Here is a 15,676-nt window from a genome sequence, read left to right as displayed (position 1 = left end):
CCGCGGCGGACCCCCGCCGAGCGACCGACCGCGCGGCCTCCCAGCCGGCCCGGCGTTAACCGTCTTACCTGGCGCCGGGAGTCTTCTTGGCTGCCGCCGTCTTCGCCGGGTGGGCGACGGCCTTCGTGGCTGTCGACTTCCGCGCCGGAGCCTTGCGGGCGGCCTCCGCGGCGCGGACCCGCTCTTCGTGCTCGCGCTTGATCCGCTGCTCCTCCTCGTACTCCTCGACGAGGTGCTTGGCCCGCAGCTCGGCCTGAACCTCCTGCAGCTCCGGGTCGGCCAGCTCCCCGGTGACCGGCTTCTGCTCCAGCTCTTCGCGGATCTCGACGACGACGCGGGCCACTTCGTCGTCGTGACTGAGCTCGACCTCGTCGTGGGTCGGCTCGACGTTCCCATCGGCCGGTACGTCCGCGGCGGCGCGCGACTTCGTGCGCTCGTCGCCGGAACCGCTCGGCCGATCCGTCGACGGCGGGGACAAGAGCTGCCCGGCGACGGCGTCCAGCGTGCCGAGCCCGCGCTCGACGCCGACCCGCACCTTCGAGTCCTTGCTCAGCCGTGACGTCAGGTTGCGCTTGACGACCGCGAGCGGAGTGCGAAGGAGCGAGTACTCGAGCTGTACTGCTCTGCGAACGAGGGTATTGCTGATCACCAGAGATTCCTCTCGAGGGGCTACCGATGAGTAATCGGTACCCCGATCGCCGGGCCGCCCAAACGCCGCCCCGACGTCGCCTCTGCTACACCTTCCCAGTGATCACCCGCTCGCGGACCGGAGCGCTGAAACTGCTCGGGGCCAGCGCGCGCGTCGTACTGGCCAACCGCGGCCTCCGGCGCATCGTCGCGACCTGGGGCCTGTGGGTGGCCGGCGAATGGGGTGTCCTCGTCCTGCTCTCGGTCAGTGCCTACGACCGCGGTGGCACGAGCGCGGTCGCCGTCGTGGCCGCCCTGCGGACGCTGCCATCGGCGATATTCACCCCGCCGATGTCGCTGCTCGCCGACCGCCTGCGGCGCGACCGAGTGGTCACGCTGGCCCTGCTGTCCTGGACGGTTCTGGTGGCCGCGATGCCCTTGGCCCTGCAGGCCGACACCCTCCTGCCGCTGTACGCCGTCCTGACCGTGGCCGCGATCACCTCGACCACCTTCCGGCCGGCCATCAACGGCCTCGTCCCGCAAGTCGTCGGCCGTCCGGACGAACTGCCGGCCGCGAACTCCGCCTACAGCACGGTGGAGGCGCTGGGCAGCCTGCTCGGCCCGCTGTTGACCGGACTGCTGCTCGCCACCGCGCCGACGGACGCGTGTTACTTCATCGTCGCGGGCGTCTTCGGTGTCGCGACCGTCACCAGCCTCGGCATACGGACCGAGTTCCAGCCGGCCGAGCGGGCGGCGATTTCGGGCTGGCACCGGATGCTCGAACCGCTCGCCGGCTTCCCGGCGTTGTTGAGTACGGCCCCGTTGCGGGCGGTCATCGCCGACTTCGTGGCACAGACCGCCACCCGAGGCATGTTGAACGTCTTCGCGGTCGCCATGGCCGTCACCCTGCTCCACCAGGACGTCGAGAGCACTGGCGCGCTGTTCTCGGCACTGGGCGCCGGCGGTCTCGCCGGGGCCGTCCTCACCCTGGCCGGCCGCCGATGGCGCCCGGCTCTGCCCTACTCACTGGGCATGGCGTCCTGGGGCGTGCCGCTGGTGATCATCGCCGTCTGGCCGGCGCCGGCTGTCGTGTACGCCGCGCTCGCCGGCATCGGGTTCGGGAATGCGGTCGCCGACGTCTTCGGTTTCACGCTGCTCCATCGCCTGATCCCCGACCACCTGCTCGGCCGCGCGTTCGGTGCGTTCTGGGGGACGGCGGCGGCCAGTCAGGCCGCGGGTGCAGCGATCGCGTCCGTCTTGATCACCGCCGCGGGCACGCGCGGCGCCCTGGCCGTGGCGGGCGCGCTGATGACCGTGACGCCGTTGGCCTGCTGGGCCACGCTACGCAAGATCGACGGCGTGCTCGACGTCGACAGCGAGCGGGTGGATCGCCTCGCCCGGTGCGAAGTCCTCGCGCCGCTGACGCGGGTGGGGTTGGAACAGCTGGCCCGGCTGGCTCGGCTCGTCGAGGTGCCGGCCGGGACCACCGTGATCGAGCAGGGCGACGTCGGCGACACCTTCTATGTCGTCATCGACGGTGAGCTGGCCGCGTACCGCAACGGCCGGGAGGCGCGGCGCATGACCGAGGCCGACTGCTTCGGCGAGATCGCCGCGCTGACCGGCACGCCGCGCACCGCCACCGTGACGGCGGTCGAGGAGTCCCGGCTGTTCGCTCTGGACGGCTCGGCGTTCGTGCTCGCGGTGACCGGCTTCAAGCCGGCCGATGCGGCCGCCACCGCACTGAGCCGGGAACGCCTGGCCAGCGATGCCCGGCGTCCCCCGTTGTAACGTGTTTCAGTTCGCGACTACGAGGAGTTCAACCCGATGGCTCTGATCGCCGTGGTGACCGGCGCCTCGCGGGGCGCCGGCAAGGGCATCGCCCTGGCCCTGGCCGACACCGGCGCGACGGTCTACGTCACCGGGCGTACCCGAAAGGACGGTGACTCCGAGCTGCCCGGCAGTCTCGAGACCACCGTCCGCCAGATCGAGGAGCGCGGCGGCGTCGGCATCGCCGTCCCCTGTGATCACGCAAACGACGCGCAGGTCGAGGCGCTGTTCGCCCAGGTCGCGCACGAGCAGGACCACCTCGACGTGCTCGTGAACAATGCCTTCGCCATTCCGGACGGCATCACCTCGCGCCGGCCGTTCTGGCAGAAGAACCTCGACCAGCAGATCGTCCTCGACGTGGGACTGCGCTCGACGTACGTGTCGTCATACTTCGCCGGGCCCCTGCTCGTCGCCGGCGGCAAGCTCGTCGTCAACACGTCGTCGTTCGGCGGCAGCTGCTACATGCACGGCCCAGCGTACGGCGCGGTGAAGGCCGGCGTGGACAAGATGGCGCACGACATGGCCGAAGACTTCCGCCCGTTCGACGTCGCCGCCGTCTCGCTGTGGATGGGCATGCTGCGCACGGAACGGACCGAGGCGCTGTTCACCTCCGACGAGCATCGCTACGCCGAACTGACTCGGCACGCCGAGTCGGCCGAGTTCCCGGGACGCATCATCGCCGCGCTGGCCGAGAGCCCGAACCGCATGTCCTACTCCGGCCAGGTCCTGGTCGGCGCGGAGATCGCGACCGAACTCGGCGTCACCGACGTCGACGGGCGGCAACCGCCGTCCCACCGGCCGGCGCTGGGCTCTCCGCCGCAGTACAGCCCGGCCGTGGTCCACTAACGACGGGACAACCGTCGTCCGCGCGGCTGCGCGCAGGAGGAGATCATGGGGTTCTACGGACGGCGAATCCTTCCGCACGTCATCAACGTCGCGTGCGGCGCCAAGTCGCTGCGACCCTTGCGCGAGCGCGTCTGTGCCGGGCTGACCGGCGAGGTCGTCGAGCTCGGGTTCGGCTCCGGGCACAACGTGGGTTGCTACCCCTCGACCGTCACGCGGGTGCGCGCCGTCGAACCGTCCGACGGCGGTTGGCAGCTCGCTCGCAAGCGCCTTGCCACGAGCGCGATCCCCGTCGAACGGGCCGGACTGGACGGGCAGGCCCTCCCGTTCGAGGACGACACCTTCGACGCTGCTCTGTCCACGTACACCCTCTGCACGGTGCCCGATGCCGACCGGGCCTTGCGTGAGTTGCGCCGCGTGCTCAGGCCCGGTGGCACTCTGCACTTTCTCGAGCACGGCTTGGCACCTGATCCGAAGGTGCAGCGTTGGCAACACCGGCTGGACCCACTCGAGCGCCGCCTCGCGGGCGGCTGCGAGTTCTCCCGACCGATCGACGAGCTGATCACGGGTGCCGGCTTCACCATCACCGAAGTCGATCACTTCTACGAACCCGGCGGACCCAGGTTCGCCGGCGCGCTGTCACTCGGGCGCGCCGAGGCAGGTCGCTGACCTCAGATGTGCACTGTCGTCTGCCGCTGGGCGCCCCCCGAGCCGGTGCAGATCCTTGCGGTCCGCGACGAGCTGGTCTCGCGCGACTTCGACCCGCCGGACGAGTGGTGGCCCGCGCAGCCCGGGGTCGTCGGCGGCCGCGACCAGCAGGCGGGCGGCAGTTGGTGCGTGTCGGACGTCGCTTCCGGGGTGACGGCACTCGTGCTCAACCGGGTCGAGCGGCGGACGGGCACGCCCTCGCGCGGCGTGCTGCCGTTGGCGGCGGTGTCGGCGGGGCAGTCGTGGCCGCAGCGGGTCGCGCACCGCGACATGGCCGCGTTCAATCTCGTGCTGGCCGACCCGGCCGGTTTGACGGTCTGGACGTGGGACGCGGAGACGCTGACGAAGGCGGAGCTGGCGCCGGGCGTGCACATGATCACCTCGAGCGGCGTCGACACCGACGATGCGAAGACGACGGCCTTCGCGCCACGCTTCACGTCCGAGGCCTGGATCGACGTGATCACGTCGTGCGAGCCGGTCGACGACCCGAGGGCGCTCGTCGTCCGTCACCCGATCGACGAGGACGTCTACGCGACGGTCTTGGCGCAGCTGATCACCGCCGAACCCGGAGCGCTGCAGATCTCGTACTCGCGCACTCCGTGGGTCGCCGCTTCGTGGACGGCCGACGTCTGGCCCTAGCGCTTGGCCAGGTCGTTGCGGTGCGCCCAGCCGGCGATGTCGCCGCCTTCGATGGCGAGCCCGAGCAGGTCGGGGAACGCGTCCGGGGTGCAGGCGAAGGCGGGGACGCCCAGCTCCGCCAGCGCCGCTGCGTTGTCCGTGTCGTACACCGGAGCGCCCTCGTCCGACAGCGCGAGCAGGACGACGACCTGCACTCCCGAGTCGACGAGCGCCGCGATACGGGCGAGCATCTGTTCCCGGACGCCGCCCTCGAGGAGGTCCGAGACCAGCACGAAGATCGAGTCGCGGGGCCGGGTGATCAGCGTCTGGCAGTACCCGATCGCCTTGTTGATGTCGGTCCCGCCGCCGAGCTGGGTGCCGAAGAGCACCTGGACCGGATCGCTGAGGTGATCGGTGAGGTCGACCACGGCGGTGTCGAACACGACGAGCGACGTCTTCACGGCGCGGATGGACGCGAGTACCGCGCCGAACACCGACGCGTACACGACGGACGCGGCCATCGAGCCGGACTGGTCGATCGCGAGAACGAGGTCGCGGGCGACCACCTGTTGCCGGCGCCCGTAGCCGACGAGCCGCTCAGGCACGACCGTCCGGTGCTCGGGCAGGTAATGCGACAGGTTGGCGGCGATCGTGCGGTTCCAGTCGATGTCGCGCAGCCGCGGCCGCCGGCTGTGGGCGGCCCGGTTGAGCGCACCGGCGACCGCGGCGCGCGTGCGGTTCGCGATGCGCCGCTCGATCTCGGCGACCACGGTGGCGACGACGTGCCGGGCGGTGGCCATCGTCTGCTCGGGCATGACGTGGTTGAGGCTGAGCAGCGTCCCGACCAGGTGGACGTCGGGCTCGATCGAGGACAGCATCTCCGGTTCGAGCAGGAGTTGGCGCAGGTTCAGCCGCTCGATCGCGTCGCGTTGCATCACCTGCACGACGCTCGACGGGAAGTACGTACGGATGTCGCCCAGCCAGCGGGCCACCGAGGGCGCCGACGCGCCGAGGCCGCCGCGTCGGTCGGGTGTGCGCTGCTCGTCGTCGTCGTAGAGGGCGGCGAGCGCGGCGTCGACGGCGCGGTCGGACTTCTCGAGGATGCGGCCGGCCGGGCCGTCGCCCAGCGGTTCCTCGGCTGCGCCGCCGAGCAACAGGCGCCAACGCCGCAACCGCTCCGTCTCGTCCAGCTCGGTCATCTGGCGGCACCGGCCAGGATCGCGGCGGCCGTGCGCAGCGCGCCGGCCGCGCGTTCGGGGTCGACCGGTTCGTCCGCCACTTGCGCCGGCGCCGCGCCACCGGCCAGGCGCTTCAGGCTGTCGGCGATGTTGCTGCGCTCGGCCGGGCTGAACTCGCCGAACGTGCGGCGCAGCAGCGGCAGCACGTCGAGGAAGTCGTCGCCGGCGAGCCCGCGCACCCATCCGTCGAGCACCGCGAGCAGCTCGCGGTCGTGCACCAGCAGCAGCCCGCTGCCGGACAGGAAGCCCTCGGCCCAGGCCGCCTTGTCGCTGGGCGCGACGCCGACCGACAGGTGCGCCGACAACCGGCGGGCCGCCTCGAGCTCGGGCAGCACGCCGGCGTCCACCAGCAGCCGGACGATCCGGCCGGCGACCAGGCCGTGCAGGTCGCGCCGCTCGGCGAGCTGGCTGAGCGTGGTGATCCAGCGTTCGCGGGTGGCCGGTCCTGACTCGGTCTGCGCGTGCAGGGCGAGCGCCTGATGGACGGCGTCCAGTTGAGTGCGCAGCTCGGCGGCGGCGTCGTCGGACAGCGACGTGACGGCCGCGGGCAGTCCGGCACAGATCCGCAGCAGCAGCGCGTCGACCACGGCCGACATCGAGGCGGTGTCCGTTCCCCGCACGTCGCCGTAGCGCACGGCGCGCACCAGGGCGGGGACCGCCGCCATCAGCCGCGAGACGTCGACGTCGAGTGCGGCCTTGGCCTCGAGAATCGCGAGCACCTCTGGCAATGCGTCGGGCAGGTCGGACAGGAGCACCTGCTGCACCGCACTCGTGACTGTGCGCAGGTCTTGCGCCGTGCGCGCGGTGTCGATGACCTTCGCGCGCGCCGCGGCCGCCACTGTCGTCCCCCACTGCGCGGCGTCGATGATCGACACCGACAGCCCGGGACGCCACCGCAGCGTCCACGTCTCGCGGAACGTGCCGCTGCCACGGACGTCGTCTTCGCGGTAGCTGCCCCAGTCGATGCCGAGCGTGACCAGCCGGTGGAGCAGCACCGACTTCGCCCGGTCGTTGTCCTTGCGCAGGTCGAGCGTGATCGGCTTGTCCAGCGGTTCGATCTTGAGCCGCAGCGAGCGGGCCGTTGCGCGCAGGTCGACCTCGAGCGGGACGCTCGGAGCGTCGTCGGGCACCTCGCCGAGCAGCTCGCCGACGACGAGGTCGTGCTGGACGTAGGCGACGGCCGTCTCGTCCCCCTCGCACAGGACCGACGACGTCGCCTCGGTGACTTCGGCCAGGCCGGCCAGCGGCCGCCCGCGCAGGCTGGCCAGCGCCTCGGCCAGCCGGACGGCTTCGATGACGTGCGCGGACGAGACCGGCAGGTCGTGGTTGCGCAGGACGCCGGCCACGCGGGTGAGCCAGCGGGTGACGACGTGATTAGGCGCGGTGAAGAGGTGGTGGTACCAGCCCGGTGAGGTGACACCGGCGCCGTAGCCCGACGCGGCGGCCAGCCGCGAGTGGGTCCACGGCACCCAGGTGAGCGTGGTCTTGCGCTTGGCCATGCCACGCAGCACAGCGGCATCCGCACTGGCCGGCGGCAGCGGACCGGTCAGCGCCGGCGAGTGCCAGGCGCCGCACACCACGGCGACTGATCCGTCGGTCTGCTTCAGCGCCGCACGCAGTGTTTGGCGCATGTACGCCTCGCGTCGCTCTTCGCGCCGCCGCTCGCCGGGCGGTGGCGGCGCGGTGTGCTGACGCAGCTCCGTCATCGCCTCGGTGAGCGCGTCGAAGGGCGACTGACCGTCGAGGCGGTACTCGATGACGTCGTCCCACCAGCGCTCGGGATCGTCGTAGCCGGCGGCGGTGGCGAGCATGCCGATCGGGTCGTCGCGGACGTGCCGGAAGCGGTCGGGCCGGTCGTCCTCGTCGTCCGCGTCGGGCTCCGCCGGCGGTTCGTCGTCGGCGGCTTTCGGCGCCCTCGGTGTCGTCAGGAACGCGCCGGCCGGCAGGTCGCAGAACCGCACCGGTACGTGGTTCGCCGCCGCCCACTGCAGCGCCTGCCACTCCGGCGAGAACACCGCGTACGGCCAGAATGCCGAGATGCGTGGTGTGGCCGTGTCGTAGGCGAGCAACGCGACGGGCGGCACCATCGTCGGGTCGGCGGCCAGGCCCAGCAGCGGGTCCGCGTCGCTCGGGCCCTCGATCAGGACGACCGACGGACGCACGCGCTCGAGCTCGGCGACCACCGAGCGCGCCGACCCCGGACCGTGGTGCCGGATGCCGAGAACCGCCACGCTCAACCGCTCACCTCGCGGCAGGCACGGTAGAAGTCGCCCCAGTCGCGGCGCTCGCGAACGACGGCCTCGAGGTACTCCGCCCACACCGACGCGTCGGTGACCGGATCCTTGATCACCGCGCCGACGATGCCGGCGGCGACGTCGGCCGGGCGGAGCACGCCGTCGCCGAAGTGCGTGGCGAGGGCGAGTCCGCTGGTGATCACTGAGATCGCCTCGGCCGGGGACAGGGTGCCCGTGGGGGACTTCAGGGTCGTCCGGCCGTCCGTCGTCAGCCCGGAGCGCAACTCACGGAAGACGGTGACGACGCGGCGGATCTCCTCGAGCGCGGACGGCACCTCAGGCAGGTCGAGCGATCGGCCGAGCGCCTCGACGCGGCGGGCGACGATCGCCACCTCTTCCTCCTCGCTCGCCGGCAGCGGCAGCACGACGGTGTTGAACCGACGGCGCAGTGCGGAGGAGAGGTCGTTGACGCCGCGGTCGCGGTCGTTGGCCGTCGCGATGACGTTGAAGCCCTTCGCCGCCTGCACCTCGGTCGCGAGCTCGGGGACCGGCAACGTCTTCTCGGACAGGATCGTGATCAACGCGTCCTGCACGTCGGACGGGATGCGGGTGAGCTCCTCGACGCGCGCGATGCGTCCTTCGGCCATCGCCGTCATCACCGGTGACGCGACGAGCGCGGCCCGGCTGGGCCCCTCGGACAGCAGGCGGGCGTAGTTCCAGCCGTAGCGGATCGCTTCTTCCGGCGTGCCGGACGTCCCCTGCACGAGCAGGGTCGAGTCGCCCGAGATTGCGGCGGCGAGGTGCTCGGACACCCACGTCTTCGCCGTGCCCGGCACGCCGAGCAACAGCAGTGCGCGGTCGGTCGCCAGCGTGGCGACGGCGATCTCGATCAGCCGGCGCGGCCCGACGTATTTCGGCGTCACCGCCGTGCCGTCGGGCAGCGTCGCGCCCATCAGGTAGTCGACGGTCGCGTGCGGCGACAACCGCCACGACGGCGGGCGGGCATGGTCGTCGGCCGCCTCGAGCGCGGTGAGCTCGGCGGCATAGGCCTGCTCGGCGTGCGGCCGGAGCAGTGCGGAGTCGTCGGACGTGGTCACTGCAGCTCCCGGAAGAATCGGTGGCGGAGATCGAGGACGTCGGCGGCCCGCTCGAGCGGCGCGGGCCAGCGGCCGGCTCCCGGCGCGCTTGCCGTGCGGGCCCGGAACCGGTCGGCCAACTCGCGCAGTGTCGCAGGGATTTCGCGGGCGTCGGTGACGTCGATGCTGCGGCCGAGCACCTGGGGCAGCGAGCCGGGTAGGGACGGTTCGGCGGCCCTCAGCTGGGCGGCGAGGTGGGTCAGGAGGGCGTCGGTCAGGGCCGCGGGCCACGGCGCCGGACAGGCCAGGACGGCGGCGGCGGTGGTCGGGCTCGTGCGCGGGTCGCGCAGCAGGTCGATGGCGCGCGCCACCCGGGCCGGCGGCGGCAGCAGACCGACGAGTTGCTCGTCGGGTGCGGTGAACGCCGCGCGGTAGCCCGGGTGCCGGGTGCCGAGAAGGGCCGCGGCCCAGGCGGGATCGCGTTCGCGCTGCGTGGCCAGTCGCCAGCCGGCGTGCACCTCGGCGCCGAAGCCGCCGTCGATCTCGAGGTCGGCCAGCGTGTCCGGATCGGCGCGCAGGGACTGCGTCCACAGGGAGAGCGGGGCGGCGGCGACGATCTGGACGAGGTGCCAGGCCCGATCGCCGACCGAGGCGTACGGGCTGGCGGTCCGCAGTCCGTCGCGCTGGGCGACGGCGTCGAGTGGGTCGGGCAGGCTCACGGTGATCCGTCGGCGCAGTCCCGACCGCTCGAGGCGCAGGACAGTGTCCGCCCTTTCCGCGGCGCGCGCGGCGAAGGCCGAACCGGGCAGCGCGGCGAGCAACCGGGCAGCGCGCTGGCGCACCTCGGCCTTGCGGTCGTCCAGCGCGGCCTCGAGGAACAACTCGTCGGCGGGGCCGAGGCCGCTGCGCAGGGCGCCCAGCAACTGCACGCGGTCGTCGCCGGTCTCGCGCGCCCAGCCGGCCACCAGCTGGTCGCGCGCGGCAGCGGGATCGCGCCGGCGCAGCTCGGTCAGCCAGGCGAGCCGTTCGGGCAGCCGGCCGGTGTCCCAGACGTCCGGGTCCTCGCTGGCCGGAGCCTGAGCGTCGGCGACGCGCAGCCACTCGGTGCGAAGACCGGCGAGCCACCGGCCGCGTTCGCCCAGCAGGGCGGCGACCGAAGCGCGGAGCGCGCCGTCGCGGGTCGCGAGCTCGAGCAGTTCGGGCAGCAGCGGGGCGGGTGCGATCCGGCCGGCCGCGGCGGCGGCGGCGAGCAGCTGGGCCGCTAGCTCGCGGTCGGTGCGGCGGTAGAGCACGTCGCGCAGGAGGGCGCCGGCGGCGCGACTTAGTTCGGGCGCGTTGTCGGCCGGCGCCGGTGCCGGGAGCGCAACCGGAGCGGCGGCCAACCCGCCGGCGCGGCGGGCGACGTCGAGCAACGCGGCCGCGTCCAGCACGGCCGCGGCCGGATCGGGATCGAGCACGTCGGCGTGCGCGCCGGCCGGACCGGCGAGGTCGGTGACTGCGATCGGCCGCTGGGCGATCCCGACCGTCGCCGCTGTCACCAAGTCGTCGTACGTCGTCGTCATAGCCGTATTGCCTCGTCGCCGTGCCAGACCGTCAGCGGGCGGAAGCCGTCCGCGGTGAACTCGCCCGCGGTGACGGTGGGCGAGCCGCCGGCCACCGCAACCAGGACCCATGGATCGACGCCACCGAGCAGCACCGGCACCGAGGCGCCGGTCTGGTCGACGAAGCGCCACTTGTCCCCGTCTCGAACCGGGACGCCACGCAGCACCGCCGGCCACTCGCCCAGCCACGGATCGAGTTCGACGACGGCCGCCCACTCGGCCAGCTGACCGGCGACGTCCAGCGTCGCCTCCGGCGGCGGGGCCGGCGCCGGTTCGCCGTGCCGGGCGCCGATGACGACGCGGGCGGCGGCCCGGCCCGGGTAGTAGTGCACCTCAGCGGAAACCGTGGTGCCCGGGACGAACCAGGCGTCCTCGTTCCCGCCGAAGTCGCCTTGGGGGTCGAAGACGAGCACGAGGGCGTACCGGCCGCTGGTGGCACCGCGCAGCCACGTCCGCCGTGCTGGAACAGCACCGTCGGTCAGGTCGCGCACGGCGAGCACCAGCCAGTCGTCGGCGACGGCCGGATCCGCCAACACCTCGGCCCGGGTGACGGTGTAGCCGACGTGGGTGCGGACCGTCGCCGCCAGCGCGGAGGGCAGCGAATCGAGCTGGGCGTGCGCGCGGGCGAGCAAGTGGACCCGGCCGTAACCAGCAAGGAGCCGGTGCGGCCACCCGTCACCCGAAGCCGGTACGGTGCTCAGCCGGCGGAGCAGCCCCGCGACCCCGGGCGCCTGCGCGTCGACCATCCGCGCGGCGACCGGATCGGCATGGGCGTAGGTCCCGGCGGCGACCGAAAGGCCGCCGCGAACCTGGTCGCGCAGCCAGATCTCGAGTTCGGCCAGTCCGGCGCCGACCCGGTCGGTGCGCTGCTGGGCCCGCTTGGCCGCCGCTGCTTCGTCCCGCTCGCCGCGGGGCTTGCGTGGAGCAGCGGCCAAGCGACTCTCGCGGCCTTCCTTCCACTCCGCGGCGTAGTCGGCCGGTTCGGCCGCGTCGGGCACCGTGCCGGCCGACCAGCCGAGCAGCAGGCCGAGCGCATGCTTGCACGGAAACTTCCGCGAGGGGCACGTGCACCGGTACGCGGGGCCGCTGACGTCGACCACGACCTGGTACGGCGTGGCGCCGGAACCGGCGCACAGCCCCCACAGCAGGTCACCGGACGCACCGGCGTCGCGCCAGCGCAGCGGGTTGCCGAGCGCCCGCTCCGCGGTGGCCGACGCCATGTCGGACGCGAGCGCGAGCACCTGGTCGACGCTCCACCGTCCCGGCACGCACCAACGCTAACCGGCCGGTCCGACCGTCCGGACGTCGAACCTCCGGTCCGTGCGCCGCGAAACGACGAGGTCGTAGGCGCGGCGGCGGTCCCAGCCGGTGAGGGCGGCCAGCGCGTTGGCCACCGTCTTGGTCGGGATGTTGTCGGCCAACAGTCCGTCGAGTGCCGCCTGGATCCGCGGATCCAAGGCGGCCTCGCCGGCGTCGGCGTCGAAGCAGACGTCGACGGGATCCTTGCTCGGCAGGACCGGCCGGCAGCCGCCGTCCACGCGCAGCGGCGCGGCATAGGGCTGGACGACGGTCGCACCCAGGGCACCGCGGATCTCGTCGGCCAATCCCAGCAGGGCGGGCAGCCGGCCGGCATCGGTGCGCAGCACGAGGCGGGTTCCCGCCGGGGTGTCGCGCAGCAGTTCGCGCGGGTCGGCGCCGGGCGGCGCGATGAGCAACGGGCCGCGCGACGGTGATGCCGCCGCAGCGGACAGCGCAGGCGGTAGGCCGATGGTCTCCACGTCGACGCTGCTCAGGGCGGCGAGCACGGATCGACCCGGCAGGTCGCGCACCGCGAGCACGAGAACCCGACCGTCCACGGGCACCGGGCCGGAGCTCGTTCGCTCGCCGAGCATCCGGGCCGCCTCGTCGTCCTCGGCCACGACGAGGTCGGCGGCGGCGAGCTCGGCGCGGAGCTGGGCCGCGTTGGTGCCGTCGTCGTGCAGGGCGACGAGCACGGCGCACGGACGGCCACGGATCGGCTCGACGGTGACCTCGACCGTGCCGGCCGGATCCTGCAGTGCGGCGACCAGCGAGCGGGGCAGGTCGGCGGCGGCGGCCGTCGCGTGGGTGGCGAGGGTGCCGGGCCGGCGGAAGGGGCTGCGCCGGATCACCGCCGGACCCGTCGGGTCCCACGCCGAGTTCGCCCGCGCTTCGAGCGTGAACTCCTCGCCCCCGGCCCTGATCGTGATGCGGACGGGGCCGGCGAGCGGCCCGGCGACCGGCTCCACGTCCACCGCGACGATGCACGTGCCCCGTTCGGTGATCTCGGGGTCGGGGGTCAGCTCGAGCGTCTTGGCATGGGTGGCCCGGATCGCGGGGGAGCCGTGCCCGACGAGTCGCACCGGCTCAGCCTAGGGTGGCGCGCATGCGCAGGGTGGTCGGCAAGTCGACGGTCGACCTGGACGCGGACGCGTTCGCCGCGCTGCGGACCCCCTACGCCGGGCTCGTGCTCGACATCGGCACCGGCGACGGCAAGCACGTACTCGCCGAGGCGCGGCGCCGACCGGACCAACTTGTGGTCGGGTTGGACGCGGGGCCGGACGCGATGCGGCGCACCGCGTTGCGAGCGGCGGCCAAGCCGGCCCGGGGCGGCGCACCCAACGCGGTGTTCGTCTGGGCGGCGGTGGAAAAGCTGCCGCCGGAGCTGGCCGGCGTGACCGAGGTGCACTCGCTGATGCCGTGGGGGAGCCTGCTGCGCGCGCTGGTGACGCCGGAGCTCGCGGTGCTGCGCGCCGTCGCGGAGCGGTGCCGGCCGGGCGCGCCGTTCCTCGTCACGCTCAACCTGCACGCGTGGCGTCCGCCGGTGGCCGAGGTGGGCGAGACGGCCGAGCCGACGCCGGAATCCGCGCTCGACGTGCTCGCGCCGGCGTATGCGCGCGCGGGCTGGGCGCTGACGTCGGCGGACTACCTCGACGATGCGGCGCTGGCCGACCTCGGCACGTCCTGGACGAAGCGGCTTGGCTCGACCCGGTCGGAGCTGGCCGTGCTCGCCCTGCGCGGCACCATCGGCTAGCTGGGGTGCTGCTTGCAGTACTCGTACAGCGCCATCGCCGTGGCCGTCGCGACGTTGTAGCTGTACGGCAGCCCCCACACCGGGATCTCGACGCAGTCGTCCGTCAGCTCGAGCTCGGCCTCGGACAGCCCGGCCCGCTCGTTGCCGATCACCAGCGCCGTCCGGACCGGAAACGCGTACGAGTGCAGGTTCGTCGAGTTCGTCGTCTGTTCGAGCCCGACCAGCCGGTACCCGTCCGCCCGCAGCCCGCGCAGCACGGGCGGCAGCGAGTTGCGCACCTCGAGCTGCACCGAGTCGGCGCCGTCGCGGGCGACCGTCCGGTCGATGCGGGCATTGCCGCACACGATCATCCGCTCGACTCCGCAGCATCCGGCCGTCCGCATGATCGAGGACAGGTTGACGTTGCTGCGCATCGGTGCGCACGCCACCACCAGCTCGCGCGGAGCGGCCAGCGGCGCTGGTGGACGGTGTCGCACCTGCTCGAACTTCACGGTTGCGCCCCCACTGCGTTCAGGTCCTGCCACGCCGAGCGCGCGGCCGGCGACCACCGTTCGTGCTTCTGGGCGAACAGCCGAGCCGCCGCCGTCCCCGACCACGGCTTGGGCAGCAACGGACCGGGCAGCGCCGGGTCGAGCCACGGGAACCGGCGCCAGGCGTGGACGAGTTCGACGGTGGCGGTCAGCGCATCGCGCCGCGTCCGGCCCCCGAAACGCTCGAGGAACTCCCGGTAGCGCGCCTCGACGTCGTCGAGGTCCCACGCCTCGCGCACGATGGTGCGCAGGTCGCCCTGTCCGGCGTGCGTGCCGACGAACACCTGGGCGTCGGTGACGCCGGACGCCGCGAGCGCCGTGCGCACCTCGTCGAGCCGGGCCGCGTGGGGGCTCACCCACACGCCCGGCGCCGGGCTGCCGAGCCCGGCCCAGGTCAACCGGGTGCGCAGCAGATGGCGCATCGGCCGCTCGGTCTCCGGCGCGCGGGCGAGCACGAGCAGCCAACGTCCGTCCCACTCGCGCGCCGGACCGCCGAAGCCGTAGATGCGCTCGGTGCCGTCGATCAGCAACCGCTCGGCGGCCGGCGTCAGCCGCCACATCGTGCGCCGCCCGATCCGCTCCGACGCGAGCCACCCGTCGGCCGCCGTGCGCATCAGGGCCTGCCGGGCCGCCTTCTCCTCCACCCCGAGCCGGCCGAAGAGCTCGATGAACGCCGACGTCCACGCCGTCTCACCGGCGGGCAGCACGAACTCGCCCAAGACGGTGAACAGCAGGCCACGCGCGCTGCCCGATCCGGCCGCATGCCGCCGGGACAGCGTGGGTGCGGCCGGCTGACCGGCACCGGCATTCATCCGCACATTGTGGCCGATCGACGACACGCTACGAACTATTGACGTAACCGTACGAGAACGTAGAGTAAAGGAGATGACGGACGACGCTCCGCACGTCGAGTTCCGGACCGAGCCGGCGAGCTATCGGCACTGGCGGCTGGACGTCGACGGCCCGGTGGCCACCCTCACCATGGACGTCGACGAGGCGGGTGGCCTGGTCGCGGGCTACGAGCTCAAGCTGAACTCCTACGATCTTGGCGTCGACATCGAGCTCTACGACGCCGTCCAGCGGTTGTGCTTCGAGCATCCGTCCGTCCGCACGGTCGTCGTGACCAGCGGCAAGGACAAGATCTTCTGCGCCGGCGCCAACATCCGGATGCTCGCCGGGTCGCCGCACGCGTGGAAGGTCAACTTCTGCAAGTTCACCAACGAGACCCGCAACGGCATCGAGGACGCCACCGTCAACTCGGGCCAGATCTACCTCGCCGCGATCAACGGCACGGCGTCCGGCGGCGGCTATGAACTGGCGCT

General features: G+C 72.9%; 15 protein-coding genes. 6 read left to right on the top strand and 9 right to left on the bottom strand.

Going from position 1 to position 15,676, the window contains the following annotated elements; translation table 11 throughout:
- Positions 1-64 precede the first annotated feature (64 nt).
- Positions 65-649 carry a hypothetical protein gene (locus ABR571_RS13730; RefSeq protein WP_409453768.1) on the bottom strand — a complete coding sequence of 195 codons (585 nt, stop codon included), beginning with the start codon at positions 647-649 and terminating at the stop codon, positions 65-67.
- Between the two features lie 98 nt (positions 650-747).
- On the opposite strand from ABR571_RS13730, the gene ABR571_RS13725 reads away from it, so the two are divergent.
- The 4 genes from ABR571_RS13725 to ABR571_RS13710 are packed head-to-tail and all read left to right on the top strand — an operon-like array spanning position 748 to position 4,644.
- Positions 748-2,415 (top strand): cyclic nucleotide-binding domain-containing protein, encoded by a 1,668-nt coding sequence (locus tag ABR571_RS13725; RefSeq protein ID WP_409453767.1) that lies wholly within the window; start codon positions 748-750, stop codon positions 2,413-2,415.
- A gap of 36 nt (positions 2,416-2,451) precedes the next feature.
- Positions 2,452-3,300 (top strand): SDR family NAD(P)-dependent oxidoreductase, encoded by an 849-nt coding sequence (locus tag ABR571_RS13720; RefSeq protein ID WP_409453766.1) that lies wholly within the window; start codon positions 2,452-2,454, stop codon positions 3,298-3,300.
- Between the two features lie 45 nt (positions 3,301-3,345).
- The gene (locus ABR571_RS13715) at positions 3,346-3,966 is read left to right on the top strand and encodes a class I SAM-dependent methyltransferase (protein WP_409453765.1); all 621 of its coding nucleotides are present in this window, start codon (positions 3,346-3,348) and stop codon (positions 3,964-3,966) included.
- Positions 3,967-3,972: 6 nt separating this feature from the next.
- Positions 3,973-4,644: an NRDE family protein gene (locus ABR571_RS13710; RefSeq protein ID WP_409453764.1), complete on the top strand. Its 672-nt coding sequence runs from the start codon at positions 3,973-3,975 to the stop codon at positions 4,642-4,644.
- On the opposite strand, the gene ABR571_RS13705 is transcribed toward ABR571_RS13710, so the two are convergent.
- From ABR571_RS13705 to ABR571_RS13680, 6 genes are read right to left on the bottom strand one after another with little or no spacing between them, the layout of a single operon-like run.
- Entirely contained in the window at positions 4,641-5,822 is a 1,182-nt protein-coding gene (locus tag ABR571_RS13705) for a VWA domain-containing protein (protein WP_409453763.1), read from the bottom strand. The two genes, ABR571_RS13710 and ABR571_RS13705, sit on opposite strands and share 4 nt — an antisense overlap.
- Complete coding sequence (locus tag ABR571_RS13700; protein ID WP_409453762.1) at positions 5,819-8,098, bottom strand: DUF5682 family protein; 2,280 nt, start codon at positions 8,096-8,098, stop codon at positions 5,819-5,821. The genes ABR571_RS13705 and ABR571_RS13700 overlap by 4 nt, the downstream gene beginning before the upstream one ends.
- Positions 8,095-9,192: an ATP-binding protein gene (locus ABR571_RS13695; RefSeq protein WP_409453761.1), complete on the bottom strand. Its 1,098-nt coding sequence runs from the start codon at positions 9,190-9,192 to the stop codon at positions 8,095-8,097. The genes ABR571_RS13700 and ABR571_RS13695 overlap by 4 nt, the downstream gene beginning before the upstream one ends.
- Complete coding sequence (locus ABR571_RS13690; protein ID WP_409453760.1) at positions 9,189-10,733, bottom strand: DUF5691 domain-containing protein; 1,545 nt, start codon at positions 10,731-10,733, stop codon at positions 9,189-9,191. The genes ABR571_RS13695 and ABR571_RS13690 overlap by 4 nt, the downstream gene beginning before the upstream one ends.
- On the bottom strand, positions 10,730-12,040 hold the full coding sequence (locus ABR571_RS13685) for an SWIM zinc finger family protein (RefSeq protein ID WP_409453759.1): 1,311 nt from the start codon (positions 12,038-12,040) through the stop codon (positions 10,730-10,732). Before ABR571_RS13685 ends, ABR571_RS13690 begins: the two co-directional genes overlap by 4 nt.
- 9 nt (positions 12,041-12,049) lie before the next feature.
- The gene (locus ABR571_RS13680) at positions 12,050-13,153 is read right to left on the bottom strand and encodes a DUF371 domain-containing protein (protein WP_409453758.1); all 1,104 of its coding nucleotides are present in this window, start codon (positions 13,151-13,153) and stop codon (positions 12,050-12,052) included.
- 23 nt (positions 13,154-13,176) lie between these two features.
- On the opposite strand from ABR571_RS13680, the gene ABR571_RS13675 reads away from it, so the two are divergent.
- Positions 13,177-13,824, top strand: coding sequence for a class I SAM-dependent methyltransferase (locus ABR571_RS13675; protein ID WP_409453757.1), 648 nt, complete (start codon positions 13,177-13,179; stop codon positions 13,822-13,824).
- On the opposite strand, the gene ABR571_RS13670 is transcribed toward ABR571_RS13675, so the two are convergent.
- Complete coding sequence (locus tag ABR571_RS13670) at positions 13,821-14,315, bottom strand: TrmH family RNA methyltransferase (RefSeq protein ID WP_409453756.1); 495 nt, start codon at positions 14,313-14,315, stop codon at positions 13,821-13,823. The genes ABR571_RS13675 and ABR571_RS13670 overlap by 4 nt on opposite strands.
- Entirely contained in the window at positions 14,312-15,166 is an 855-nt protein-coding gene (locus ABR571_RS13665; protein ID WP_409453755.1) for a PaaX family transcriptional regulator C-terminal domain-containing protein, read from the bottom strand. The genes ABR571_RS13670 and ABR571_RS13665 overlap by 4 nt, the downstream gene beginning before the upstream one ends.
- A gap of 73 nt (positions 15,167-15,239) precedes the next feature.
- Here ABR571_RS13665 and ABR571_RS13660 point away from each other — a divergent pair.
- Positions 15,240-15,676 (top strand): enoyl-CoA hydratase-related protein (locus ABR571_RS13660; protein ID WP_409453754.1); only part of this gene is annotated, 437 nt, incomplete at its 3' end.

It is taken from the genome of Jatrophihabitans sp. (genome assembly GCF_046262535.1).
GTDB lineage: Bacteria > Actinomycetota > Actinomycetes > Mycobacteriales > Jatrophihabitantaceae > Jatrophihabitans.
Note: the sequence above shows the minus strand (reverse complement) of the source record. Positions and strands in the feature narration are given on the sequence as shown.

Coding starts and splice junctions, on each gene's coding strand:
- ABR571_RS13720 (WP_409453766.1), top strand. CDS start 2,452: ATGGCTCTGATCGCCGTGGTGACCGGCGCCTCGCGGGGCGCCGGCAAG.
- ABR571_RS13715 (WP_409453765.1), top strand. CDS start 3,346: ATGGGGTTCTACGGACGGCGAATCCTTCCGCACGTCATCAACGTCGCG.
- ABR571_RS13710 (WP_409453764.1), top strand. CDS start 3,973: ATGTGCACTGTCGTCTGCCGCTGGGCGCCCCCCGAGCCGGTGCAGATC.
- ABR571_RS13705 (WP_409453763.1), bottom strand. CDS start 5,822: ATGACCGAGCTGGACGAGACGGAGCGGTTGCGGCGTTGGCGCCTGTTG.
- ABR571_RS13690 (WP_409453760.1), bottom strand. CDS start 10,733: ATGACGACGACGTACGACGACTTGGTGACAGCGGCGACGGTCGGGATC.
- ABR571_RS13675 (WP_409453757.1), top strand. CDS start 13,177: ATGCGCAGGGTGGTCGGCAAGTCGACGGTCGACCTGGACGCGGACGCG.
- ABR571_RS13665 (WP_409453755.1), bottom strand. CDS start 15,166: ATGAATGCCGGTGCCGGTCAGCCGGCCGCACCCACGCTGTCCCGGCGG.